Genomic DNA, 22,115 nt, shown 5'->3' on the forward strand with positions numbered 1-22,115 from the left:
CGGTCCGGTCACCGGGTTTCGAGACGGCGCTGGCGCGCCTCCTCAACCGGCGGTGGGCGTCGCGGCGCGTGGTCTCGACGCCCGCTCGTCGCTGACGCTCCTCACTGCTCGACCACCGGGAGGCACAGCGGTGATGCCAGGGGTCAGACGACGCCGAGGGCGAGCATGGCGTCGGCGACCTTGGCGAAGCCGGAGATGTTGGCGCCCGCGACGTAGTCGCCCGGGCTGCCGTACTCCTCGGCCGCCGTAGCGCAGCGGTCGTGCACGCCGGCCATGATGTCGCGCAGCCGCTCCTCGGTGTGGGCGAAGGTCCAGGAGTCGCGCGAGGCGTTCTGCTGCATCTCCAGCGCGCTCGTGGCCACACCACCGGCGTTGGCGGCCTTGCCGGGGGCGAAGAGCACGCCGCCCTCCTGGAACACGTCGACGGCCTCGGGCGTGCACGGCATGTTGGCACCCTCGGCGACCGCGACCACGCCGTTCTCGACGAGGGTGCGCGCCTCGGCGCCGTCGAGCTCGTTCTGCGTGGCGCACGGCAGCGCCACCTCGCACGGCACGTCCCACACCGAGCCGCCCGCCACGAACTCGGCGGTGCCGCGCTCGTCGGCGTACGCCGAGATCCGCGCCCGGTCGACCTCCTTCACCTGCCGGAGCAGGTCGATGTCGAGGCCGGCCTCGTCGACGACGTACCCCGAGGAGTCGGAGCAGGCGACGACCTGGGCGCCGAGCTGGATCGCCTTCTGCGCGGCGTAGATCGCCACGTTGCCCGAGCCGGACACCACGACGCGACGCCCGGAAAGGGACTCGCCGCGGGTCCTCAGCATCTCCTCGGTGAAGTAGACAGTGCCGTACCCGGTCGCCTCGGTGCGCACCTGCGACCCGCCGTAGGCCAGGCCCTTGCCGGTGAGGACGCCGGACTCGTAGCGGTTGGTGATGCGCTTGTACTGCCCGAAGAGGTAGCCGATCTCGCGACCACCGACACCGATGTCGCCGGCGGGGACGTCGGTGTACTCGCCGAGGTGGCGGTAGAGCTCGGTCATCAGCGACTGGCAGAAGCGCATGACCTCGGCGTCGCTGCGACCCTTGGGGTCGAAGTCCGAGCCGCCCTTGCCGCCGCCGATCGGCATGCCGGTCAGGGCGTTCTTGAAGATCTGCTCGAAGCCCAGGAACTTCACGATCCCGAGGTAGACCGACGGGTGGAAGCGCAGGCCGCCCTTGTACGGCCCGAGCGCGGAGTTGAACTCCACCCGGAACGCCCGGTTGATCTGCACCTGACCCTGGTCGTCCGTCCACGGCACCCGGAAGATCAGCTGCCGCTCCGGCTCGCAGATCCGCTCGATGATCGCGGCGTCGACGTACTCCCGGTGCTTGCGCACGACCGGACCGAGCGTGCCCAGCACCTCGAGCACCGCCTGGTGGAACTCCTGCTCGCCGGGGTTGCGCTGCAGGACGGTCTCGTAGTGCTCCGCGAGCAGCGGGTCGAGGTGCGACATGACCTCACCCTAGGCAGCACGAAGCCCCGGGCAGTGCCCGGGGCTTCGTGGTGGGACGGGTGGATCCGAGGATCAGGCGGCGACGAGCGTGCGGTCGCCGGCGCGCGAGGCAGAGCCGCGGAGCGAGGTCTGCGGGGCACCGCACCAGCAGGTGAAGGAGACCTGGGTGCCGTCCTCGGTGCGGGTCACGCCCTCGATCATGCTCGGGAAGATGAGCTGACGACGGTCGCAGGCAGAGCAGTCGTGGGTGAACATGAACATGGGGGACCTCCTCGTGGATCTGATCGGGGACCCCTCCAGTGTGACCGGCCAGTAGGAACAGGGGTAGCCTGGTTTTCCAGCCTGTTCCCAAGGAAATTCCTATGCTTTCTGTGCACCAGCTCACATGCTTCCTGGCCGCCTACGAGCACGGGTCGCTGACACGGGCCGCCGAGCACCTCGGCTACGCGCAGCCCTCGGTCTCCGAGCAGATCCGTGCACTGGAGAAGTCCCTCGGCGTGCAGCTCTTCCGCCGGGTCGGCCGCGGAGTGGTGCCGACGACCGTGGGCGACACCCTGCGCCCCTACGCCGAGCAGGTCATCGCCTCCCTCGACCAGGCCCGCGAGGCCGTGCAGAGCGTGAAGTCGTTCGAGACCGGCACCATCCGCTTCGGCATGTTCGGCATCGCCCGCCTGTACGCCGGCGCGGACCTCATCGCCGACGTGCTCGACCGCTACCCCGGCGTCCGGGTCGAGCTGGTCGGGCAGAACTCCGCCGAGGTGATGGAGGAGCTGCGCCGCGGCAGGCTCGAGGCCGCAATGCTCGCCGTCTCCACGGTCGAGAGCGAGGGCATGCAGGTCACCCCCGTCGCCCGCGAGGAGCTCGTCTACATCTCCGTCGACCCCGCGCGGCTCGAGACGCCCGTGACCGCGCACCGGCTCTCGCTGGCAACGCTGGTCATGCCCGAGACCAGCTTCCGCGCCACCGACCCCACCCGCCTCACCCTGCGCCGCATGCTGCACGAGGCCGGTCGCAACCCCGCCAGTCGGGTCGAGGTCGAGGACATCGAGACGGCGGTCGAGCTGGTGGGGCGGGGGTACGCCGACTCGATCATCCCGCTCGGGGCCGCCCAGCAGCTGCTGCCCCGACTCGCCCCCGACGCCGGCTGGGTCTCGCTGCGGCCACGGCAGTTCGACACCTTCGCCGTCGTCCACCGCAAGGGCGCGGTCCTCTCCCCCGCCGCCCGGCTCATGATCGAGCTCGCCACCACCCGGATGCAGGCGATCGCGGAGGCGACCGCGTCCCGACGTCCGGCGACGCCGGGCGGCGGGGCGGGCGACTGACCCGGGCAGCGGTTGCTGCTCAACCTTTCGCGAACCCCGGACAGTTCAACAGTCACCGCTCGGCCCGACCAGCCCGACCGGCGGTGAGTCCTCAACCGGACCAGCGGCCCGAACGGTTGACTGGTCACCGCTCACCCGAGGCCGGACCCAAGGAGGAGACACATGACCTGGGACGTCGTGGTGGTCGGGGCCGGCCTGTCGGGCCTGGCCACGGCCCGGGCCATCGCTGCGGACGGCCGCTCCGTCGTGGTCGTCGAGGCCCGCGACCGGGTCGGCGGCCGCACCGAGGGCGGGACGCTGTCGGACGGGCAGTGGATCGAGCTCGGGGGACAGTGGATCGGACCGACCCAGGACCGCATGTACGAGCTGGTCGCCGAGCTCGGGCTCAGCACGGTCCCGACGTACAACGACGGCGACATCGTCTTCGGCCTCGGTCGCCGGACGGGGCGGCTGGCCGGGCGCAAGGGCGCGGTGCCGCGGATCAATCCCGTCGCGCTCGCCGACCTTGCGCAGGGGGTCGCCCGCTTCGGGCGGCTGGCCCGGCGTACCGACCTCGACGCGCCGTGGACCACGCCCGGAGCCCACCGGCTCGACGAGCAGACGCTGGCGACCTGGATCCGGCGCACCCTGCGCACCAGGCAGGGGCGGGCCTACTTCGAGCTCTTCACGGAGGCGGTGTTCGCCTGCGAGCCCGCCGACCTCTCGCTGCTGCACGCGCTCTTCTACACCCGCTCCGGCACCGACCTGGACACGTTGATGGCCGTGGACCGCGGCGCCCAGCAGGACCGGGTGGACGGCGGCTCGGTGCTGGTCTCCGAACGGATGGCCGAGGGTCTCGACGTGCGGCTCGGGCAGCCGGTGGCCGCCATCACCCAGGACGGCTCGGGCGTCTCGGTGCTGACCCGCGACGGCTCGCGGTTCGACGGCGCCCGGGTCGTCGTGACGATCCCGCCGACCCTGGCCGGCCGCCTCCGCTACTCCCCCGCGCTGCCGGCGCGGCGCGACCAGCTGACCCAGAAGCTGCCGCAGGGCTCCGTCATCAAGGCGCACGTGGTCTACGACCGGCCGTTCTGGCGCGAGGAGGGGCTCAACGGCCAGGTCGGCTCCGACACCGGCCCGTTCAAGGTCGTCTTCGACAACTCCCCTCCCGGCTACGAGCGCGGCATCCTCACCGGCTTCCTCGAGGGCGCGGCCGCCCGCCACTGGTCCGCCCGCCCGGCTGCCGAGCGGCAGGCGGCCGTCGTGGAGTGCCTGGTGCGCTACTTCGGGCCCCGGGCCGCCTCGCCCGTGGAGTACGTCGAGCGCGACTGGACCACCGAAGAGTTCACCCGTGGCTGCTACGGCGCGCACTTCGCCCCCGGTGTGTGGACCGGCTTGGGCCCGGCGCTGCGCGAGCCCGTCGGGCGGATCCACTGGGCAGGGACCGAGTGCTCGCCGGTGTGGAACGGCTACATGGAGGGGGCCGTGCTCTCCGGGGAGGCGACGGCGCGGGAGGTGCTGGGGGTGCTGTGAGCGGGTCCGGCCAGGTTCGTCGGGGAGCCGACGGATCCGGCGTCCGGGCTTGTCGGCGACCCGACAGACCCGGACGTCCGACGACAAAGTTCTGCCGTGGAGCTTCCGGGTTGGTCGGGGAGCCGACGAACCCCCCGCCCGGACACACCCCTACCCTGTGCGCATGATCGACCAGGTCTCCGTCGTCACCACGTTCCTCGACGCCCTCGCCGCCGGCGACGCCCGCACCGCGGTCGACCTGCTGGACCCCGAGGTCGAGTGGCGCAACACCGGGCTGCCGACGCTGCGCGGTCGCCGCGCGACCGGCGCCCTGCTGGGGATGGAGAAGCGCGGGGTCGGGTTCGGCTACGAGATGCACGCCGTCGCGGTCGCCGCCGACGGGGACTCGGTGCTCACCGACCGCACCGACTGGATCACCCTCGGGCGCCTGCGCTCGGAGTTCTGGGTGCGCGGCACCTTCACGCTGCGCGACGGGAAGATCGTCGTCTGGGACGACGCGTTCTCGATGGGTGGCTTCGCGGCCGGCACGCTGCGGGGGCTGGTCCGGGCGGTCCTGCCGCGGTAACCGACTCGGCACCGGCACCTGGGGCCCGCGCGCCGGGAGCCCGCGCGCCGGGAGCCGGGGTCGAGGTGTGCCTCGTGGCCGGAGTCGAGGCCCGAGTCGTGGCCCCAGGACGCGGTCCTGCGCGTCACCAGGCCTCGACCCGCACCTCGACCCACACCTCGACCCCTGGGCACCGGCCGCAGGAACAGCCCACGGCGTACGACGGGCGGCCCGAACTCGTGGCCGGAGTCGTGGCCGGAGTCGAGGCCCCAGGACGCGGTCCTGCGCGTCACCAGGCCTCGACCCGCACCACGACCCGCACCTCGACCAGCGAAGGTCTCAGCAGCGCTTGCCGTCCTCGGGGACGGTGCCCTCGAGCAGGTAGGACTCGATGGTGGAGTCGATGCACTCGTTGCCGGAGTTGTACGCCGTGTGGCCGTCGCCGTCGCGGGTCAGCAGCACCCCGGAGGCGAGCTGGTCGGCGAGCGCCTCGGCCCACTCGTAGGGGGTGGCCGGGTCGCGGGTGGTGCCGACGACCAGGATCGGCGCGGCTCCCTCGGCGCGGATCCGCGGAGCCTCCTCAGCCGGCTCCAGGTCGAACCCGAGGCACCCGACCAGCGACCACGCGAAGACCTCGCCGAGCGTCGGGGAGACCTCCTCGACCTCGGGGATCTGAGCAGGGATCTCGGCCGGGTCGGTGGAGCCGGGGTCGTCGAGGCAGTTGATGGCGTAGATGGCCTCGGTGGAGTTGTCGGCGTACGTGCCGTCGGGGTTGCGCGAGGCGTAGAGGTCCGCGAGCCGCATGAGGGAGGTGCCGTCGCCGCGGAAGGCCGTCTCGAGCGCCTCGTCGAGCAGGAACCAGAAGTCGCTGACGTAGAGCGGGGTGATGATCCCGTAGAAGGCGTTGCCGACGGTGAGGTCGCGCTCGCCCGCGGGCAGCGGCTGCGCGTCGACCTCGTCGAGGAAGTCCGCGATCCGCTGCAGCCCGGCGTCGACCGAGTCGCCCAGGAAGCAGTCACCGGCGTCGACGCAGGCTCCGACGTACGCCTCGAGGGCCCGCTGGAAGCCGGCCGCCTGGCCGAGGGTCAGGTCGCGCGAGGAGAGCGAGACGTCGACGGCGCCGTCGAGGACCAGCCGCCCGACCCGGTCGGGGAAGAGCTCGGCGTAGGTCGCGCCGAGCTTGGTGCCGTAGGAGGCGCCGAAGTAGTCGAGCTCGGACTCGCCCAGCGCCGCGCGCAGGACGTCCATGTCGCGGGCGGTCTCGACCGTGGTGACGTGGCCGACGATGTCGGGGGAGTTCTGCTCGCACGCCTCGAAGAAGTCCTCGAGCCCCTCCACCACCGCGTCGACCTCGGCCTCGGTGTCCGGGGCCGGGTCGGCGGCCAGGAACTCGTCCATCTCCGCGTCGGAGAGGCAGTCCACGGGGGCCGAGGAGCCGGTGCCGCGCGGGTCGAAGCCGACGATGTCGTAGGCCTGGAACAGGGCGGGCCGGAAGACCTGGCCGGCCGAGGCGGCGTACGTGGTGCCGGGCGCGCCCGGGCCACCCGGGTTGACCACGAGCGAGCCGATGCGCTGGTCGGGCCGGGTCGCCGGCACCTTGAGCAGGGCCACGCGGAGGGTGTCGCCCTCGGGCTCGGCGTAGTCGACGGGCACGGTCAGGACCGCGCACTCGAGGTCGTCGTCCTGTTCACAGGGGGCCCAGTCGAGCTGCTGGGAGTAGTACTCCTCGAGCGCGGGGTCGGGGGCGTCGGTCGCCCCCGGGGCCGGGGTCGTCGTGGGGGCCGGGCCGTCGCGGCCGACGCTCGCGCCGTCGTCGCCGGTGAAGACCAGGGCCAGGGCCACCCCGAGGCCGGTGAGCACCAGCGCGAGCGCCGTCACCCCGGCGATCACGCGCACCATCGTCTGCGACATCGGCTACCTGCTCCCCTCGGGCACCTTCAGCGCCACCATCATGGACTCCAGCGCCAAGGCGACCGGGACGTTGAACTCCAGCATCTGCTCGCGCGCCTCGAAGACCCACGCGATCCGGCGCAGGTTGAGCTCGGGCGTGGAGGTGCGCACGACCTCCTGCACGTCGGGGCGGATCTCCTCGTTGACCAGCTCGCCGGGCGCGCCGGTGCCGAGCGCGATCGCGTCGCGGTAGACCGAGACCAGGTCCATCAGGCTGCGGTCGACCACGTCGAGGACCCGGCGCCGCGCGCGCCGCTTCTGGTCCTCGGTCAGCTCGCGCAGCGCCGAGGCGTACTCCCGCGGGCGCCGCCCCTTGTCCTCGTAGCCGAAGGCCCGGTCGAGGTCGGCCTTCTCCCGCGCGTCGAGCTCGGTGGTGATCGCCTCGGCCTCCTCCTTCGCCACGTCGGCGAGGTTGGTGGCGGCCTGCATGCAGGCGCCGAGCGTGGTCAGTCGCGCCGGCAGCGACACGACCTCGCGGCGGCGGTTGCGGGTGGCCTCGTCGAGGGCCAGCGCCTTGGCCCGGCCGATGTGCCCCTGGCTCGCCCGGGCGGCGTACGACGCCAGCGCCTCCCCCACGCCGTGCCGCCGCACGAGGAACTCCGCGACGTCGGGCGCCGTGGGCGTGGACAGCGAGACCAGGCGGCAGCGGCTGCGGATCGTGGGCAGGACGTCCTCGACGGTCGGCGCGCACAGCAGCCAGATGGTGCGCGGCGCCGGCTCCTCCACGGCCTTGAGCACGGCGTTGCCGGAGGTGTCGTTGAAGCGGTCGGCGTCCTCGACCACGATCACCTGCCAGCGGTGCGAGACCGGGCTCATCGCGGCCTTGCGCACCATCTCGCGGGCGTCCTTGGCGCGGAACTGCACCGACTCGGTCTGCACCCGGGTCACGTCGGGGTTGGAGCCGGCCAGCGCGGTGGTGCAGGCGTTGCAGGCCCCGCAGCCGGCCTCGGGGCCGGGCCCGCGCTCGCACTGAAGCGCGGCGGCGAAGGCGATCGCGGCGTTGGAGCGCCCCGACCCCGGCGGGCCGGTGATGAGGAAGGCGTGGGTCATCCCCTTGCCCGCGGCGGCGGCGCGCAGGGTCTCGATGACCGGCCGCTGGCCGACCAGGTCGTCCCAGACGCTCATCGGGCCACCGCCGTGGTTGCGGGGTCTCGTGGCTCGTCGCTGGCGCTCCTCGCACCTCGACCAGCGGGGTGGGCGGTCACAGCAGCGCCTCCACCCGCTCGCGGATCGCGGCGGCGATCTCGTCGACCGCCGCCCGGGCGTCGAGGACGAGGTAGTGCTCGGGGTCCGCGGCGGCCATGTCGAGGAACGCCTGCCGCACCCGCTGGTGGAACTCCAGCGACTCGCCCTCGATGCGGTCGCGCCCCTCGAACCGGCCCAGCCCGGCCGACGGCTCGAGGTCGAGGACCACGGTCAGGTGCGGGCGGAGGTCGCCGGTCGCCCAGCGCGCGACGTGCGCGACGTCGGCGACCGGCAGCGTGCGACCCGCGCCCTGGTAGGCGAGCGTGCTGTCGACGTACCGGTCGGTGACGACGACCGCGCCCCGCTCCAGCGCGGGCAGGACGACGGTGTCGACGTGCTCGGCCTTGTCGGCGGCGTAGAGCAGGACCTCGGTGCGGTCCGACAGCGCCCCGGTCTCGGGGCTGAGGACGATGCGGCGCAGCTCGGCGCCGACCGGGGTGTCGCCGGGCTCGAAGGTCAGCAGCACCTCGTGGCCCTGCTGCTCGAGGTGCTCGCGCAGGAGGCGCGACTGGGTGGACTTGCCGGACCCCTCGCCGCCCTCGAAGCAGACGAAGAGCCCGCGGTCGGTCCAGCGGCCGGGCCAGGTCGTCTGCGCGGCCGGGTGCTGGGTCATGGGGCGAACCTACGGGGCGGCGGGGACAGGGAGCGTGCGGGGCCTGGCAGTTTTATCGGCCGGCCGTCAGTTTCAGCGGCCGGCCGATGAAACGCACGGCGGGACGCTGAAACATCAGCGGCCCGGCGTCAGGTTCAGCGGCCGGCCGATGAAACTGCGCGAGGCCGGTCGACCCCGACCCATCACGACTTCTTCGCCGCAGCCTTCTTCGCGGTCTTCTTCGCAGCCGTCTTCTTGGCAGTGGTCTTCTTCGCGGCCGCCTTCTTGGCCGGAGCCTTCTTGGCGCCCTTCTTGGCCGCCTTCTTCGCCGGGCCGCGGGCGCGGCGCTCGGCGAGCAGCTCGGCGGCGCGCTCGAGGGTGAGGTCCTCGACGGTGTCGTCCTTGCGCAGGGTGGCGTTGTACTCGCCGTCGGTGACGTACTCCCCGAAGCGGCCCGACTTCACCACGACCGGCTGCCCGGAGACGGGGTCGTTGCCGAGCTCCTTCAGCGGCGGGGCAGCGGCGGCGCGGCCGCGCTGCTTGGGCTGGGCGTAGATCCGCAGCGCCTCGTCGAGGGTGATGGTGAGCAGCTGGTCCTCGGAGGTCAGGGAGCGGGAGTCGGTGCCCTTCTTGAGGTACGGCCCGTAGCGGCCGTTCTGGGCGGTGATCTCCTCGCCCGACTCCGGGTCCGCGCCGACCACGCGCGGCAGCGAGAGCAGCTTGACGGCGTCCTCGAGGGAGACGGTGTCCAGCGACATCGACTTGAACAGCGAGCCGGTGCGCGGCTTCGCACTCTTCGGGGCGTCCTCGGGCAACAGCTCGGTGACGTACGGGCCGTAGCGGCCGTTCTTGGCGACCACGCGCAGGCCGGTCTCCGGGTGCGCGCCGAGGTCGATCTCCTCGCCGGCGGGGTTGGCCAGCAGCTCCTTGGCCTTCTCCAGCGTCAGCTCGTCGGGCGGCAGGTCGTCGGGCACGTTGGCGCGTACGCCGGCACCCGCGCCGTCCCCGTCACCGTCGGCACCCCCGACGACCTCGAGGTAGGGGCCGTAGCGACCGACGCGCAGGTTGATGCCCGAGTCGGGCCCACCCACGGGGAAGGTCGCCAGCTCGCGGGCGTCGATGTCGCCGAGCTCGTCGACGAGCTTCTTCAGTCCCTCGACCTCGCCAGTGCCGAAGTAGAACTCCGCGAGCTCGGTCGCACGGTCCTTGCGGCCGCCGGCGATCTCGTCGAGGACGTCCTCCATCCGTGCGGTGAACGCGTAGTCGATCTGGCGCGGGAAGTGCTCCTCCAGCAGCCGGATCACCGAGAACGCCAGCCACGCCGGCACCAGCGCGGTGCCCTTCTTGTAGACGTAGCCGCGGTTGAGGATCGTCCCGATGATCGAGGCGTACGTCGAGGGGCGGCCGATCTCGCGCTCCTCGAGCTCCTTGATCAGCGTCGCCTCGGTGTAGCGCGAGGGCGGCTTGGTCTCGTGGCCGGTCGCCTGGATCGAGGCCGCGGCGACGCTGTCGCCCTCGGCGAGCTGCGGGAGCCGGGTCTCCTGGTCGTCGGTCTGCTTGCCCTCGTCGGTGCCCTCGACGTACGCCTTGAGGAACCCGTGGAAGGTGATGACCCGACCGGTCGCGGAGAACACGACGTCCTCGCCGGTGGCCGCGGCGCCGCCGAGCCGGATCGTGACCGACTGGCCGACGGCGTCCTTCATCTGGGAGGCGACGGTGCGCATCCAGATCAGCTCGTAGAGGCGGAACTGCTCGCCGGTGAGCCCGGTCTGCGCGGGGGTGCGGAACGACTCGCCGGCGGGGCGGATCGCCTCGTGCGCCTCCTGGGCGTTCTTGACCTTGCTGGTGTAGGTGCGCGGGGCGTCGGGGAGGTACTCCGCGCCATACAGCTCGCGCACCTGCGACCGCGCGGCGTTGACGGCCGTGCCCGACAGCGTGGTGCTGTCGGTGCGCATGTAGGTGATGTAGCCGTTCTCGTAGAGCCGCTGCGCCACCGACATCGTCACGCTGGCGCTCATGCCGAGCTTGCGGCTGGCCTCCTGCTGCAGCGTGGTGGTGCGGAACGGGGGGTACGGCGAGCGGCGGTAGGGCTTGGCCTCGACCGAGCGCACGTCGTACGTCGCGTCCTCGAGCGCGGAGACCAGGGCCTCGGCGCGCGGGCGGTCGAGGTGGACGACCTTGCCCTCAGCCGACGACTTGAGCACGCCGTCCTGGCCGAAGTCCGAGCCGCGCGCGACCCGCTTGTCGTCGACCGAGTGCAGCTTGGCGGGGAACATCCGCACCTCCGGGGGGACACCCCCCGGACTCCCCCCGGTGCGCATCGAGTCGAAGGTGCCCTCGAGGTCCCAGTAGGAGGCCATCTTGAAGGCCATCCGCTCGCGCTCGCGGTCGACCACGAGCCGGGTCGCCACCGACTGCACACGGCCCGCGGACAGGCCGGACATGACCTTCTTCCACAGCACCGGGCTGACCTCGTAGCCGTAGAGCCGGTCGAGGATGCGGCGGGTCTCCTGGGCCTCGACGAGGTCCATCGCGAGCTCGCGCGGGTTCTCGGCGGCCTCGAGGATCGCGGCCTTGGTGATCTCGTGGAAGACCATCCGCTTGACCGGGATGCCCTTCGGCTTCAGCTCGTCGAGCAGGTGCCAGGCGATCGCCTCGCCCTCGCGGTCCTCGTCGGTGGCGAGGAAGAGCTCGTCGGCGTCCTTGAGCAGCGACTTGAGCTTGGAGATGTGGCTCTTCTTGTCGCGCGGCACCACGTAGTAGGGCTCGAAGCCGTTGTCGACGTCGACCGCGAGCCGGCCCCACGGCTTGTCCTTGATCTTGGCCGGGGTGTCGGCGGCGGAGTTGGGCAGGTCGCGGATGTGACCGATCGAGGACTCGACGACGTACCCCTGGCCGAGGTACCCGCCGATGGTGCGGGCCTTCGCCGGGGACTCGACGATGACGAGCTTGTGTGCCACGGGGCTGGGTGTTCCTTCGATCGGGGGCGCTGCGCGGGGCTGGAGACGTCCGGACGGGGGTGCACCCGGGTCCGGGGCCGGCCCGCGCAGGGGGTCGGCGCCGATCACGGTAGCGCGTGGGGGCGACGGGGCTCGCGTCGTACGTCGGGGGCGGGCGGCTCGCCGGACCTGCCACGAGGTCGGAGCGGGGCCTGTGGAGAGACGTCCTCGCACGTCGGTGCCGACTTCTACCCTCGACGGTAGAACCCGCCGTACGCTGGAGGAGTGCCCACGTTGAACCTCAAGGACCCCGAGGTCTACCGCCTCGCGCGCGAGCTGGCGCAGCGGCGGGGCACGTCGATGACCGCAGCCGTGCGGGCAGCCCTGGCCGAAGCGGTGGAGCGCGAGCCGGTTCCTCGGCGCAGGGCCAGCGTCGAGGAGATCATGGAGCTGGCCCGCGCGATCCGCGAGTCGAGCGACGAGCCCTTCCTCACCGATGACGACCTGTACGACGAGTGGGGACTGCCGCGGTGATCGTCGACACCTCCGCCGTGATGGCGATCCTCCTCGGCGAGCCCACGGCGGCCGAGCTGGCCCACGCGATCCTGACGTGTGAGGGCCGAGCCCGGATGTCGGCGCCCACCCGGGTCGAGACGGCCGTCGTGGCCCATCGCAGACTGGCACTCGGGGCGGAGCCGCTGATTGCTGAGCTGGACATCGAGACCGTGCCCTTCACCCAGGAGCACAGCGAGGTGGCTGCGGAGGCGTACCGACGCTTCGGCAAGGGGTCGGGCTCTCCTGCGCGCCTCAACCTCGGCGACACCTACTCCTATGCGCTGGCGAGGGTGACGGGCGCACCGCTGCTGTACGTCGGAGACGACTTCACCCACACCGACGTCGTGCCGGCACTGCCTGCCTGATCAGCCCTCGATCGATCAGCCCTCGACGAGGAACCCCTCGCGCACCAGCTCGGCGACCACCGGCAGGTAGTCCTCCCGGGTGGCGGCGGGGTCGAGGTCGAGGATCTGCGCGAGCGCGTCGAGGATCTGCCCGACCGTCAGCTCCCCGTCGCAGGCGCCGGCCAGCCCGGCCACCACCGTGTCGGCGGTGCGGGCGCGGCGCAGGCCCGTCTGCTGGCGCAGCACGATCGTCTCGGGGTCCTCGGCGCCGACCGGGCCGACGGTCTCCTGGCGCACGTCGGGGCGCAGCACCAGCCGCGCGGACGGACCGGCGTCGACGTGGACCGCCCGGCCCCACGCGGCCACGGCGGGGGCGATCGGCTGCTCGACGTCGTACGGCCACGACAGCAGCTCGCGGGCGGGGGCGCCCGCCTCGGAGCCGGTACGCCGGTGCAGGTGGATCCACCCGAAGCCGACCGCCTCGATCGCCTGCTCGTCGAACCACGCCAGCCAGGTGTCGTAGCGCTGGTGGTACTCCTCCATCCCGACCGTGCCCGTCGAGGGGTGGTGGCCGGCGTCCTTGAGCCACAGCTCGACGTACGCCGCCGGGTCGAGCACCTCGCGCTGCACCACGAGCGCGTCCACGTCGTCGGAGAGCCAGCCCGCGAGCCGCTCGTCCCACGGCGTGTCGCGGGCGATGACCCAGTTGGCCAGCACCTGGCACCAGCCGCCGGGGTTCAGGTGGCCGGGGGCGGCCCGCACGATGTCCTCCACGACCCGGTCGCCGGGCAGCCCCGAGTCGCGGTAGACCAGCCGCTCACCCGTGGCCGGGGAGATCACGAACGGCGGGTTGGTCGCGATCAGGTCGAAGCGCTCCCCGCGCACCGGCTCGAAGAAGGAGCCGTCGCGCACGTCGATCCGGTCCTCGAGGTCGTTGAGGGCGGCGTTGAACCGGGTCAGCCGCAGGGCGCGGGCGTTGACGTCGGTGGCGACGACGGTCCCGGCGTGGCGGGCCAGGTGCAGGGCCTGCACGCCGCAGCCGGTGCCGAGGTCCAGCGCGCGGCCGACCGGCTCGCGGATCGTCAGCTGCGCCAGCGAGGTCGAGGCAGGGCTGATGCCGAGCACGTGGTCGGGGCCGACCCGCTGCGGGGCGCCGTCCAGGCCCGGCGTCAGGTCGGAGACGACCCACAGGTGCTGGTCGTCGGTGGCGTACGGGCGCACGTCGAGGCGGGCCGCGACCTCCCCGACGCTCTGCTCGAGCAGGCCCTCCGCGGCCAGCCGGTCGACCAGTCCCGGCAGCGCGGACTCGGCGGCGGAGGCCGCGACCGGCACCTGCAGCAGGAAGAGCCGCACCAGCGTGGACAGCGGGCTGCCGTCGCGGGTGCGCCGCAGCCCCGGCACCGTCTCGTTACGGGCCAGCGCGTCGTGCGCCAGCGGGCCGAGCAGCTCGGCGACGGCGTCGTAGGTGAAGTCGGCGGCGACGAGGGCGCCCCGCAGCTGGTGGGGGAGGTCGTGGGGCAGGCTCACGGGCTCGAGCCTAGGAGCAGCTGGTCGGGTGCCCTCGGGGGTCTCGGCGCCACGGGTGAAACCTGGGAGCATCCCGCGCATGTCCCTCCCCTCCCCCGCGGGCGACCGCACCGCCGTCGTCACCGGCGCCTCCTCGGGCATCGGTGCCGAGATCGCCCGCGAGCTGGCACGCCGCGGCCACCACGTCACCCTCGTCGCCCGCTCGGTCGACAAGCTCGAGGCGCTCGCCGCGGAGCTGGAGGGCCACGCGGGTGCCTCGGTGCTCCCCTGCGACCTCGGCTCCCGCGCGGACCGGGCCGCCCTGGCCGACGCGCTGCTGGCCGCCGACCGCACCGTGGAGGTGCTGGTCAACAACGCCGGGTTCTCCACCCTCGGGCCGGTGCACGCCGCCGATCCCGAGGCCGAGATGCACATGGTCGAGGTCGACGTGATGGCCGTGGTCGACCTGTGCGCCCGGCTGCTGCCCGGCATGGTCTCGCGGGGTCGGGGCGCCGTCCTCAACGTCGCCTCGACCGCGGCGTTCCAGCCCCTGCCCGGCCAGGCGGGGTACGGCGCCGGCAAGGCGTTCGTGCTGTCCTACACCCAGTCCCTGGCCGGCGAGCTGCGCGGCACGGGGGTCACCGCCACGACGCTGTGCCCGGGGCCGGTCCACACCGGCTTCGGCGAGCGCGCGGGCTTCAGCAAGGAGGACGCCGAGGCCGCGCTGCCCGCGGTCATGTGGGTCTCCGCCGAGCAGGTCGCCCGGGACGCCGTGGCGGGGCTGGCCAAGGGCCGGCTCGTGGTCATCCCGGGCCGGGCCAACCGGGTCGCGGCGGCCGTCTCGCAGGTCACGCCGCGGACGCTGCTGCTGCCGGTGCTCGCCAAGAGCCACCCGGGCCTGAAGTGAGCCTGAGGTGAGGATCCGCCCGACCCCACCCGTCGCCGACCTGGCGCTGCCCTGGGACGCACCGGTCGACGACGCCGTGGCCGCGGTGGCCGCCGCCCGCGCCGAGCACGGCGACACCTTCGCCGCCGTCTCCGGCGGCGACACCTACCTCTTCTGCTTCTCCCCCACCGGCGTGGACTCCTTCTACGCCCTGCCCGAGGACGTCGCCAGCAAGGGCGTCGCCGACTACCTCATGCTGCGGCGCAAGCTGCCCGACGAGGTCTTCGACGGCCGCCGCACCCTGCCCGGCGACCTCTTCCGCAAGGACGACGTCGCGACCTCCCTCGCCGCCCTCGACCTCGCCCTCGACGCCGAGGTCGCGGCCCTGGGCGACGCCGGGTCCGTCGACCTCTTCGCCCTCACCCGCCGGCTCGGGCATCGGATGGGGCTCGCCTCCTGGGGCGGCCCCGGCTCCGCCGTCGGCCCCACCTTCGACGCCCTGGCCGCCGACCTCGACCTGCTCGACGGCGCCGCCTCCTTCGTCCACCCCGACACGATGCGCGCCGTCGCCGAGAGCGGGTACGCCGAGGAGCGGGCCGCCCTGGAGCGCGTGCTGGACCGGCTCGGCCCGGCCGTCGACGCGGCCGCAGCGGACCCCGGGGCCCACGGGCTGCTCGGTCGCATCGCCACCGCGTGGGCCGACGAGCCGCCCGGGGCCGCCCGCCGGGGCGCCGCCCTCGACGTCGTGCTCGTGCACGTCGCCTCCATGTCCAACCTCAACGCCGCCCTCGGGTGGGTGCTGGTCGACGTGCTCGCGCACCCGGAGGCGCTGGACCGGGTCCGGTCCGCGGAGGAGGGGTACGCCGCCCGGTGCGCCCTGGAGTCGACCCGGCTCGCGCAGCGGTCGATCATGGCGCGCCACGTGCTGCAGCCGCTCACCCTCGACACCGGCCCGACGTCGTACGAGGTGGAGAGGGGGGTGACGATCGCGACCCTGCTGCCGCTCACCAACCTCGACCCCGCGCTCGGCCACGACACCTGGGACCCCGACCGGTGGGACCGGCACCGGTTCACCGACACCGCGGGGCTCGGCAGCCCGCGGCTGGTGACGGCCTTCGGGCACGGCCGGCACACCTGCCCCGCCCAGCCGTTCTCGCTCGCGGCGATGAGCGCTGCGGCCACCCGCCTGCTGACGTCGTACGACGTGGAGCCGGGCTGGTCCGCGCGACCGCGACCGGTCCCCGCGCAGATCGGCGGGGTGGCGCGCGCGGACGGGCCGTGCGAGGTGCGCTACCGGGCGCGGCCCTCGAGCGCGGCGACCAGCCGGGCCGGCGCGGTCAGCCGGTAGGAGGCGTCGAGCAGCTCGCCGACCTCGGCCCAGTCCACGGCCGCAGGGTCGGGACCGAGGTCGACCCCGAGCCAGCCGGAGGGCCCGAGGTAGGCCGGCACCCAGACCCGCGGGTCCTCGAGCAGCCCCGGCCGGTCGGTCTCGTCGGGCAGCACCAGGACGGCGTGGTCGTGGGCGACCCACTCGCCGTCCACCCGCTGCGAGCCGCCGTAGTAAGCGAAGACCTTGGTGGTGAAGAACGCGGGACGACCGTGCGAGACCTTCCGCGCGGCACCGGGCAGGTCGAGCGCGAGCCCGCCCAGCCGGGCGAGCACCGGGTCGTCGTCGTCGAACATCTGCGGGTGGGCCACGGCCCTCACCCCCTCGGGCGGGTTGTGCGGGTCCCCCGGCGGGCATCCGTTCCTCTAACGCTCGCCCATCCCGGGCGGGCACTGCAAGGGAGGAAACCCCATGATCGTCCTCGGACTGGTCCTGCTGATCATCGGCCTCGTGGCCTCGATCCCGATCCTGACCACCATCGGCGCGATCCTGCTCGTCGTCGGCCTGGTGCTGAACCTCGTGCCGATCGGCGGCAGCACCCGCAGGGTCTTCTAGGACCCACCACGCCTCGACCGGTCCACGACCGGCCCACTGCCCCGGGACCCGGATGGGGTCGGGTCCCGGGCAGGATGAGCCGCATGCGAGCGGTCGTCCAGCGCACCCTGTCCGCCAGCGTCACCGTCGACGGCACGGTCGTCGGCCGCACCGAGGGTCCCGGACTCCTCGTCTACCTCGGTGTCACCCACGACGACGGCCCCGCCGACGTCACCTGGACCGCCCGCAAGATCTGGGAGCTGCGGCTGCTGCGCGACGAGCGCTCCGCCTCCGACGTCGGGGCGCCGGTCCTGCTCGTCAGCCAGTTCACGCTCTACGGCGACGCCCGCAAGGGCCGCCGCCCCACCTGGCAGGCCGCCGCCCCCGGCCCGGTCTCCGAGACGTTGTACGACGCCGTCGCCGCCGAGCTCGAGCGGCTCGGTGCCCGCGTGGAGCGCGGCGTCTTCGGCGCGGACATGCAGGTCGCCTCGGTCAACGACGGACCGATCACGATGGTCCTCGACTCGCCCCGCTGAGAGCGGACGTCATACGGGCGGGACGTCCGCTGGCACAGAGCGCATGACGTCCCCGCCCCCTCGGGACGTCATACGGACGGGAGGTCCCCTTCCGCACGACGTATGACGTCCCGCCAGGCTCAGCCCAGCGAGCGGAAGGGCATCGGCACCCGCACGCCCCGCTCCCGGGCGACCTCGTCGGCCCGGTCGTAGCCTGCGTCCACGTGCCGCACGACGCCCATGCCCGGGTCGTTGGTGAGCACCCGCTCGATCTTCTCCGCCGCCAGCGCCGTGCCGTCGGCGACGACCACCTGGCCGGCGTGGATCGAGCGGCCGATCCCAACACCGCCACCGTGGTGGATCGAGACCCAGGTCGCGCCGGAGGCGGTGTTGACCAGCGCGTTGAGCAGCGCCCAGTCCGCGATCGCGTCGGAGCCGTCGAGCATCGCCTCGGTCTCGCGGTACGGCGAGGCGACCGACCCGCAGTCGAGGTGGTCGCGCCCGATCACGACCGGGGCCTTGAGCTCTCCGGAGGCGACCATCTCGTTGAACCTCGCCCCGGCGCGGGCGCGCTCGCCGTACCCCAGCCAGCAGATGCGCGCCGGGAGCCCCTGGAAGTGCACGCGTTCGCCGGCCATGGTGATCCAGCGGCGCAGCCGCTCGTCCTCGGGGAAGAGCTCGAGGACCGCCCGGTCGGTCGCCGCGATGTCGGCCGGGTCGCCGGAGAGCGCCGCCCACCGGAAGGGGCCGCGGCCCTCGCAGAACTGCGGGCGGATGTAGGCCGGCACGAAGCCCGGGAAGTCGAAGGCGCGGTCGTAGCCACCCTTGCGCGCCTCGTCGCGGATCGAGTTGCCGTAGTCGAAGACCTCGGCGCCGCGGTCCTGGAAGTCGACCATCGCCCGCACGTGCGCGGCCATCGACTCCCGAGCCCGCTTGGTGAAGCCGACCGGGTCCTCGGTGCGCTCGCGCTCCCAGTCCTCGAACCGGGTGCCGACCGGCAGGTAGGCCAGCGGGTCGTGCGCGGAGGTCTGGTCGGTGACCACGTCGATCGGCGCGTCCATCTCCAGCAGCCGCGGGAGCAGCTCGGCGGCGTTGCCCAGCACGCCGATCGACAGCGCCCGCCGCTCGTCCCGAGCCCCGATCGCCATCGACACCGCCTCCTCCAGCGACGAGGCGCGCGCGTCGAGGTAGCGGTGGTCGATCCGGCGCTGGATGCGCGCGTCGTCGCACTCGATGCAGATCGCGACGCCGTCGTTCATCGTCACCGCCAGCGGCTGCGCACCGCCCATGCCGCCCAGGCCCGCGGTGACCGTGATCGTGCCGGCCAGCGTCCCCCCGAACCGGAGGTCCGCCACCGCGGCGAAGGTCTCGTAGGTGCCCTGGAGGATCCCCTGGGTGCCGATGTAGATCCACGACCCGGCGGTCATCTGGCCGTACATCGTCAGGCCGAGGTCCTCGAGCCGGCGGAACTCCTCCCAGCTCGCCCAGTCGCCGACCAGGTTGGAGTTGGCGATGAGCACCCGCGGCGCCCACGCGTGGGTGCGCATGACGGCGACGGGCTTGCCCGACTGCACGAGGAGCGTCTCGTCGTCGGCGAGGTCGGTGAGCGAGGCGACGATCGCGTCGTACGCCGCCCACGACCGCGCCGCGCGGCCGGTGCCGCCGTACACGACGAGGTGGTCGGGGTCCTCGGCCACCTCGGGGTCGAGGTTGTTCATCAGCATCCGCAGCGGCGCCTCGGTCTGCCACGAGCGCGCGGTGAGGCCGGCGCCGGTGGCGGCATGGATGGGCAGGCGGGGGTTCGTCTCGGTCATGCGAGGTCTCCGATCTGGGACTCGGCGGCGGCGAGCACCGCGCCGGAGGACACGAGGTCGACGCAGGCCTCGATCTCGGGGGACAGGTGGCGGTCGGGGCCGGGGCCCTCCACGCCGGAGGAGCGCAGGAGGGCGACGACGGCGGCGGTGGCGGGCGAGGGCTGCACGTCGAGGGCCGCAGCCCGCAGGTCGAGCGCGCGCGCGGCCGTCATGACCTCGATCGCGACGACGCGCGCGAGGCCGTCGACGGAGCGGCGCAGCTTGCGGGCCGCACCCCACCCCATCGAGACGTGGTCCTCCTGCATGGCCGAGGAGGGGATGGAGTCGACGCTGGCCGGGGCCGCCAGCCGCTTGAGGTCGGAGACGACGGCGGCCTGGGTGTACTGCGCGATCATCAGCCCGCTGTCCACGCCCGGGTCGTCGGCGAGGAACGGCGGCAGCCCCTGGTTGCGGGCCTTGTCGAGGAACCGGTCGGTACGCCGCTCGCTCATCGAGGCCACGTCCGCGACCGGGATCGCGAGGAAGTCGAGCACGTAGGCGACCGGGGCGCCGTGGAAGTTGCCGTTGGACTCGACCCGGTCCTCCACGACGACCGGGTTGTCGACCGCCGAGGCGAGCTCCCACGACGCGACCCGGGCCGCGTGGTCGAGGGTGTCGCGGGCGGCGCCGTGCACCTGGGGCGCGCAGCGCAGCGAGTAGGCGTCCTGGACCCGGTTGCAGTCCGGGCCGCGGTGACTGGCGACCACGCCCGAGCCCGCCAGCAGCCGCACCAGATTGGCCGCCGAGGCTGCCTGACCGGGGTGCGGGCGGATCGCCTGGAGCTCCGGCGCGAAGACCCGGTCGGTGCCGAGCAGCCCCTCGACCGACATGGCCGCGGCGATGTCGGCGGTGCGCAGCAGCACCCCGAGGTCGTGCAGGGCGAGCAGCAGCATCCCGAGCATCCCGTCGGTGCCGTTGATGAGGGCCAGGCCCTCCTTCGCGGCCAGCTCGACCGGCGCCAGACCGGCGGCGGCCAGCGCCTGCGCGGCGGGCACCAACGCGCCGGTGGCGTCGCGCACCTCGCCCTCCCCGATCAGCGCCAGCGCGCAGTGGGACAGCGGCGCCAGGTCGCCGGAGCAGCCGAGCGAGCCGTGCTCGCGCACGACCGGGGTGATGCCGTGGTCCAGCAGGTCGGCCAGCAGCTGCGCGGTCTCGCGCCGCACGCCCGTACGGCCGGTGGCCAGCGTGGAGAGCCGCAGCAGCATGAGCGCGCGCACCACCTCCCGCTCGACCTCCGGGCCCGAGCCGGCGGCGTGCGAGCGCACCAGCGAGCGCTGCAGCCGGGCGCGCATCTCGGTCGGGATGTGCCGGGTGGCCAGCGCCCCGAACCCCGTCGAGACGCCGTACGCCGGGGTGTCGGCCGCCGCGAGCCGCTCCACCACCGCGCGGGCACGGTCGATCGCCGCCAGGGCGTCCTCCCCCAGCCGCACCCCCGCGCCCTCACGCGCGACGGCCACCAGCTCGTGCGGGCTGACGGGTCCGACACCCACCTCGACGGTGGACGGGACGACCCGCCCGGCGGCGTACGACTCGGAGAGGCTCATGGCTCCCATGACACGCCTGCCTGCGCCCCGCCACCAGCGCTCCGACGCGGGTCCTGTCTCGCATCCGAGACTCCACGCCGGGGCATTCCTGACCGCCGGGGCGGGAAATGTCACAGCGCGTACGGCGAGACGCGGGCGTGCCCGCGAGGAGCGAGCGGGTTCGATGGGCCGGGTGACCACGACCGCCCCGAGGCCGCAGCTCGAACCGAGCGCCACCCGGCGCTGGGCGATGCTGGGCGCCTCCACGCTGGCGCAGGCCGCGGCGGCGGTCACGATCCACGGCCCGGCGTTCCTCATCCCGAGCCTGCGCGACCAGCTGGGGCTGAGCCTGGCCGAGGCCGGCCTCGTGGCGGCCGCCCCCACGCTCGGCGTCGTGCTGGCCCTGGTCGCGTGGGGCCTGGTGACCGACCGTCGCGGCGAGCGGCTGGTCCTGGTCACCGGGCTGCTCACCACCGCGGCCGCCGGCGGCCTGGCCCTCCTGGCCGCCCGCTCGCAGGACCCGGTCACCCTCGGCCTCGTGCTCGTCCTGGCCGGCGCGGCCGCCTCGAGCACCGCCGCCGCCAGCGGCCGGGTCGTCGTCGGCTGGTTCCCGCCGCACCGCCGCGGGCTGGCGATGGGCATCCGTCAGATGGCGCAGCCGGTCGGCGTGGGCGTCGCGGCTGTCTCCATCGCCGTCACCGCCGAGCAGCAAGGCATCGCCCAGGCGCTGCTCGTCCCCGCGCTCGCGGCACTCGTGGGCGCGGTCGTGGTGGTGCTCGTCGTCGTCGACCCGCCGCGCCCGGCCCGGGTCGAGGGCGACGCCCCGAACCCCTACCGCCAGGACTCCTACCTCGCCCGGATCCACGCGGTCTCGGTCCTCCTGGTCGTGCCGCAGTTCCTCGTGTGGACCTTGGCGCTCGTGTGGCTGGTGGAGGACCGCGGCTGGTCGGCGGCCGCGGCCGGCTCGCTCGTCGGCCTCGCGCAGGTCGCCGGCGCGCTGGGCCGGATCGCCGCCGGCGCGCTGAGCGACCGGGTCGGCAGCCGGCTGCAGCCGCTGCGCTGGGTCGCGGTCGCCGCCGGCCTGAGCATGGCCGCGCTCGGCGCGGCCGCCGGGCTGGACTGGGCCGTCGCCGTACCCCTCGTCGTGCTGGCCACCGTCGTCACCGTCGCCGACAACGGGCTGGCCTTCACCGCCGTCGCCGAGCGCGCGGGCCCGTTCTGGTCCGGCCGCGCCCTCGGGGCGCAGAACACCGCGCAGTACCTCGTCGCCTCCGCCGTCCCACCCGTCGCCGGGCTCCTCGTCGAGGAGGTGGGGTACGCCGCCGCCTTCGCCGTGTCGGCCCTGCTGCCGCTCCTCGCCGCACCCCTCGTCCCGACCCGCCGCGAGTCCGCCCTGCGCTGAGCGCCTGCTCCGCGCG

20 protein-coding genes are annotated in these 22,115 nt (G+C 73.7%); 10 read left to right on the forward strand and 10 right to left on the reverse strand.

Going from position 1 to position 22,115, the window contains the following annotated elements; genetic code table 11:
- Positions 1-143: 143 nt before the first annotated feature.
- Positions 144-1,490 carry an NADP-specific glutamate dehydrogenase gene (gene gdhA / locus ACYVID_RS10245; RefSeq protein ID WP_460736659.1) on the reverse strand — a complete coding sequence of 449 codons (1,347 nt, stop codon included), beginning with the start codon at positions 1,488-1,490 and terminating at the stop codon, positions 144-146.
- Positions 1,491-1,562: 72 nt separating this feature from the next.
- Positions 1,563-1,751 (reverse strand): hypothetical protein, encoded by a 189-nt coding sequence (locus tag ACYVID_RS10250; RefSeq protein WP_460736661.1) that lies wholly within the window; start codon positions 1,749-1,751, stop codon positions 1,563-1,565.
- A 101-nt stretch (positions 1,752-1,852) separates the two neighbouring features.
- On the opposite strand from ACYVID_RS10250, the gene ACYVID_RS10255 reads away from it, so the two are divergent.
- The 3 genes from ACYVID_RS10255 (at position 1,853) to ACYVID_RS10265 (ending at position 4,889) form a co-directional block, all read left to right on the forward strand.
- Complete coding sequence (locus ACYVID_RS10255) at positions 1,853-2,812, forward strand: LysR family transcriptional regulator (RefSeq protein ID WP_460736663.1); 960 nt, start codon at positions 1,853-1,855, stop codon at positions 2,810-2,812.
- Between the two features lie 162 nt (positions 2,813-2,974).
- Entirely contained in the window at positions 2,975-4,324 is a 1,350-nt protein-coding gene (locus tag ACYVID_RS10260; protein ID WP_460736665.1) for a flavin monoamine oxidase family protein, read from the forward strand.
- A 163-nt stretch (positions 4,325-4,487) separates the two neighbouring features.
- Positions 4,488-4,889 carry a limonene-1,2-epoxide hydrolase family protein gene (locus ACYVID_RS10265; protein WP_460736667.1) on the forward strand — a complete coding sequence of 134 codons (402 nt, stop codon included), beginning with the start codon at positions 4,488-4,490 and terminating at the stop codon, positions 4,887-4,889.
- A 318-nt stretch (positions 4,890-5,207) separates the two neighbouring features.
- Here ACYVID_RS10265 and ACYVID_RS10270 read toward each other — a convergent pair whose 3' ends face one another.
- From ACYVID_RS10270 to topA, 4 genes are all read right to left on the reverse strand, one after another.
- Positions 5,208-6,779 carry an alpha/beta hydrolase gene (locus ACYVID_RS10270; RefSeq protein ID WP_460736669.1) on the reverse strand — a complete coding sequence of 524 codons (1,572 nt, stop codon included), beginning with the start codon at positions 6,777-6,779 and terminating at the stop codon, positions 5,208-5,210.
- A gap of 3 nt (positions 6,780-6,782) precedes the next feature.
- The gene (locus ACYVID_RS10275) at positions 6,783-7,943 is read right to left on the reverse strand and encodes a DNA polymerase III subunit delta' (protein ID WP_460736671.1); all 1,161 of its coding nucleotides are present in this window, start codon (positions 7,941-7,943) and stop codon (positions 6,783-6,785) included.
- Positions 7,944-8,019: 76 nt separating this feature from the next.
- The gene (tmk, locus tag ACYVID_RS10280; protein ID WP_460736673.1) at positions 8,020-8,676 is read right to left on the reverse strand and encodes a dTMP kinase; all 657 of its coding nucleotides are present in this window, start codon (positions 8,674-8,676) and stop codon (positions 8,020-8,022) included.
- A gap of 182 nt (positions 8,677-8,858) precedes the next feature.
- Complete coding sequence (topA, locus tag ACYVID_RS10285) at positions 8,859-11,615, reverse strand: type I DNA topoisomerase (RefSeq protein WP_460736675.1); 2,757 nt, start codon at positions 11,613-11,615, stop codon at positions 8,859-8,861.
- A 264-nt stretch (positions 11,616-11,879) separates the two neighbouring features.
- Here topA and ACYVID_RS10290 point away from each other — a divergent pair, with 264 nt between their 5' ends.
- A complete protein-coding gene (locus tag ACYVID_RS10290) occupies positions 11,880-12,128 on the forward strand; it encodes a type II toxin-antitoxin system VapB family antitoxin (RefSeq protein WP_460736677.1) in 249 nt (82 codons plus the stop codon).
- Entirely contained in the window at positions 12,125-12,514 is a 390-nt protein-coding gene (locus tag ACYVID_RS10295; RefSeq protein WP_460736679.1) for a type II toxin-antitoxin system VapC family toxin, read from the forward strand. Before ACYVID_RS10290 ends, ACYVID_RS10295 begins: the two co-directional genes overlap by 4 nt.
- Positions 12,515-12,529: 15 nt before the next feature.
- Here ACYVID_RS10295 and ACYVID_RS10300 read toward each other — a convergent pair whose 3' ends face one another.
- Positions 12,530-14,020 carry a DUF7059 domain-containing protein gene (locus tag ACYVID_RS10300; RefSeq protein WP_460736681.1) on the reverse strand — a complete coding sequence of 497 codons (1,491 nt, stop codon included), beginning with the start codon at positions 14,018-14,020 and terminating at the stop codon, positions 12,530-12,532.
- Between the two features lie 79 nt (positions 14,021-14,099).
- On the opposite strand from ACYVID_RS10300, the gene ACYVID_RS10305 reads away from it, so the two are divergent.
- Together ACYVID_RS10305 and ACYVID_RS10310 are read left to right on the forward strand one after the other, a co-directional pair.
- Complete coding sequence (locus ACYVID_RS10305; protein ID WP_460736683.1) at positions 14,100-14,906, forward strand: SDR family NAD(P)-dependent oxidoreductase; 807 nt, start codon at positions 14,100-14,102, stop codon at positions 14,904-14,906.
- A 7-nt stretch (positions 14,907-14,913) separates the two neighbouring features.
- Positions 14,914-16,233 (forward strand): cytochrome P450, encoded by a 1,320-nt coding sequence (locus ACYVID_RS10310; RefSeq protein ID WP_460736685.1) that lies wholly within the window; start codon positions 14,914-14,916, stop codon positions 16,231-16,233.
- Here ACYVID_RS10310 and ACYVID_RS10315 read toward each other — a convergent pair.
- Positions 16,176-16,583: an MmcQ/YjbR family DNA-binding protein gene (locus ACYVID_RS10315; protein ID WP_460736687.1), complete on the reverse strand. Its 408-nt coding sequence runs from the start codon at positions 16,581-16,583 to the stop codon at positions 16,176-16,178. The two genes, ACYVID_RS10310 and ACYVID_RS10315, sit on opposite strands and share 58 nt — an antisense overlap.
- Positions 16,584-16,683: 100 nt before the next feature.
- Here ACYVID_RS10315 and ACYVID_RS10320 point away from each other — a divergent pair, with 100 nt between their 5' ends.
- Both ACYVID_RS10320 and dtd read left to right on the forward strand, forming a co-directional pair.
- A complete protein-coding gene (locus ACYVID_RS10320) occupies positions 16,684-16,827 on the forward strand; it encodes a hypothetical protein (protein ID WP_460736690.1) in 144 nt (47 codons plus the stop codon).
- 83 nt (positions 16,828-16,910) lie between these two features.
- Positions 16,911-17,342 (forward strand): D-aminoacyl-tRNA deacylase, encoded by a 432-nt coding sequence (gene dtd, locus ACYVID_RS10325; protein ID WP_460736692.1) that lies wholly within the window; start codon positions 16,911-16,913, stop codon positions 17,340-17,342.
- Positions 17,343-17,461: 119 nt separating this feature from the next.
- On the opposite strand, the gene hutU is transcribed toward dtd, so the two are convergent.
- Both hutU and hutH read right to left on the reverse strand, forming a co-directional pair.
- The gene (gene hutU / locus ACYVID_RS10330) at positions 17,462-19,135 is read right to left on the reverse strand and encodes a urocanate hydratase (RefSeq protein WP_460736694.1); all 1,674 of its coding nucleotides are present in this window, start codon (positions 19,133-19,135) and stop codon (positions 17,462-17,464) included.
- Positions 19,132-20,718 (reverse strand): histidine ammonia-lyase, encoded by a 1,587-nt coding sequence (hutH, locus tag ACYVID_RS10335; RefSeq protein WP_460736696.1) that lies wholly within the window; start codon positions 20,716-20,718, stop codon positions 19,132-19,134. The genes hutU and hutH overlap by 4 nt, the downstream gene beginning before the upstream one ends.
- A 163-nt stretch (positions 20,719-20,881) precedes the next feature.
- On the opposite strand from hutH, the gene ACYVID_RS10340 reads away from it, so the two are divergent.
- On the forward strand, positions 20,882-22,099 hold the full coding sequence (locus ACYVID_RS10340) for an MFS transporter (protein WP_460736698.1): 1,218 nt from the start codon (positions 20,882-20,884) through the stop codon (positions 22,097-22,099).
- The last annotated feature ends 16 nt before the right edge of the window (positions 22,100-22,115 follow it).

This window comes from Nocardioides ginkgobilobae (assembly GCF_054781275.1).

What these genes read in the sequence shown, in the direction of transcription:
- ACYVID_RS10260 (WP_460736665.1), top strand. Translation starts at nt 2,975, where the DNA reads ATGACCTGGGACGTCGTGGTGGTCGGGGCCGGCCTGTCGGGCCTGGCC.
- dtd (WP_460736692.1), top strand. Translation starts at nt 16,911, where the DNA reads ATGCGAGCGGTCGTCCAGCGCACCCTGTCCGCCAGCGTCACCGTCGAC.
- ACYVID_RS10250 (WP_460736661.1), bottom strand. Translation starts at nt 1,751, where the DNA reads ATGTTCATGTTCACCCACGACTGCTCTGCCTGCGACCGTCGTCAGCTC.
- ACYVID_RS10255 (WP_460736663.1), top strand. Translation starts at nt 1,853, where the DNA reads ATGCTTTCTGTGCACCAGCTCACATGCTTCCTGGCCGCCTACGAGCAC.
- ACYVID_RS10265 (WP_460736667.1), top strand. Translation starts at nt 4,488, where the DNA reads ATGATCGACCAGGTCTCCGTCGTCACCACGTTCCTCGACGCCCTCGCC.
- hutH (WP_460736696.1), bottom strand. Translation starts at nt 20,718, where the DNA reads ATGAGCCTCTCCGAGTCGTACGCCGCCGGGCGGGTCGTCCCGTCCACC.
- ACYVID_RS10270 (WP_460736669.1), bottom strand. Translation starts at nt 6,779, where the DNA reads ATGTCGCAGACGATGGTGCGCGTGATCGCCGGGGTGACGGCGCTCGCG.
- hutU (WP_460736694.1), bottom strand. Translation starts at nt 19,135, where the DNA reads ATGACCGAGACGAACCCCCGCCTGCCCATCCATGCCGCCACCGGCGCC.
- ACYVID_RS10320 (WP_460736690.1), top strand. Translation starts at nt 16,684, where the DNA reads ATGATCGTCCTCGGACTGGTCCTGCTGATCATCGGCCTCGTGGCCTCG.
- ACYVID_RS10305 (WP_460736683.1), top strand. Translation starts at nt 14,100, where the DNA reads ATGTCCCTCCCCTCCCCCGCGGGCGACCGCACCGCCGTCGTCACCGGC.
- tmk (WP_460736673.1), bottom strand. Translation starts at nt 8,676, where the DNA reads ATGACCCAGCACCCGGCCGCGCAGACGACCTGGCCCGGCCGCTGGACC.
- ACYVID_RS10275 (WP_460736671.1), bottom strand. Translation starts at nt 7,943, where the DNA reads ATGAGCGTCTGGGACGACCTGGTCGGCCAGCGGCCGGTCATCGAGACC.
- ACYVID_RS10340 (WP_460736698.1), top strand. Translation starts at nt 20,882, where the DNA reads ATGGGCCGGGTGACCACGACCGCCCCGAGGCCGCAGCTCGAACCGAGC.
- gdhA (WP_460736659.1), bottom strand. Translation starts at nt 1,490, where the DNA reads ATGTCGCACCTCGACCCGCTGCTCGCGGAGCACTACGAGACCGTCCTG.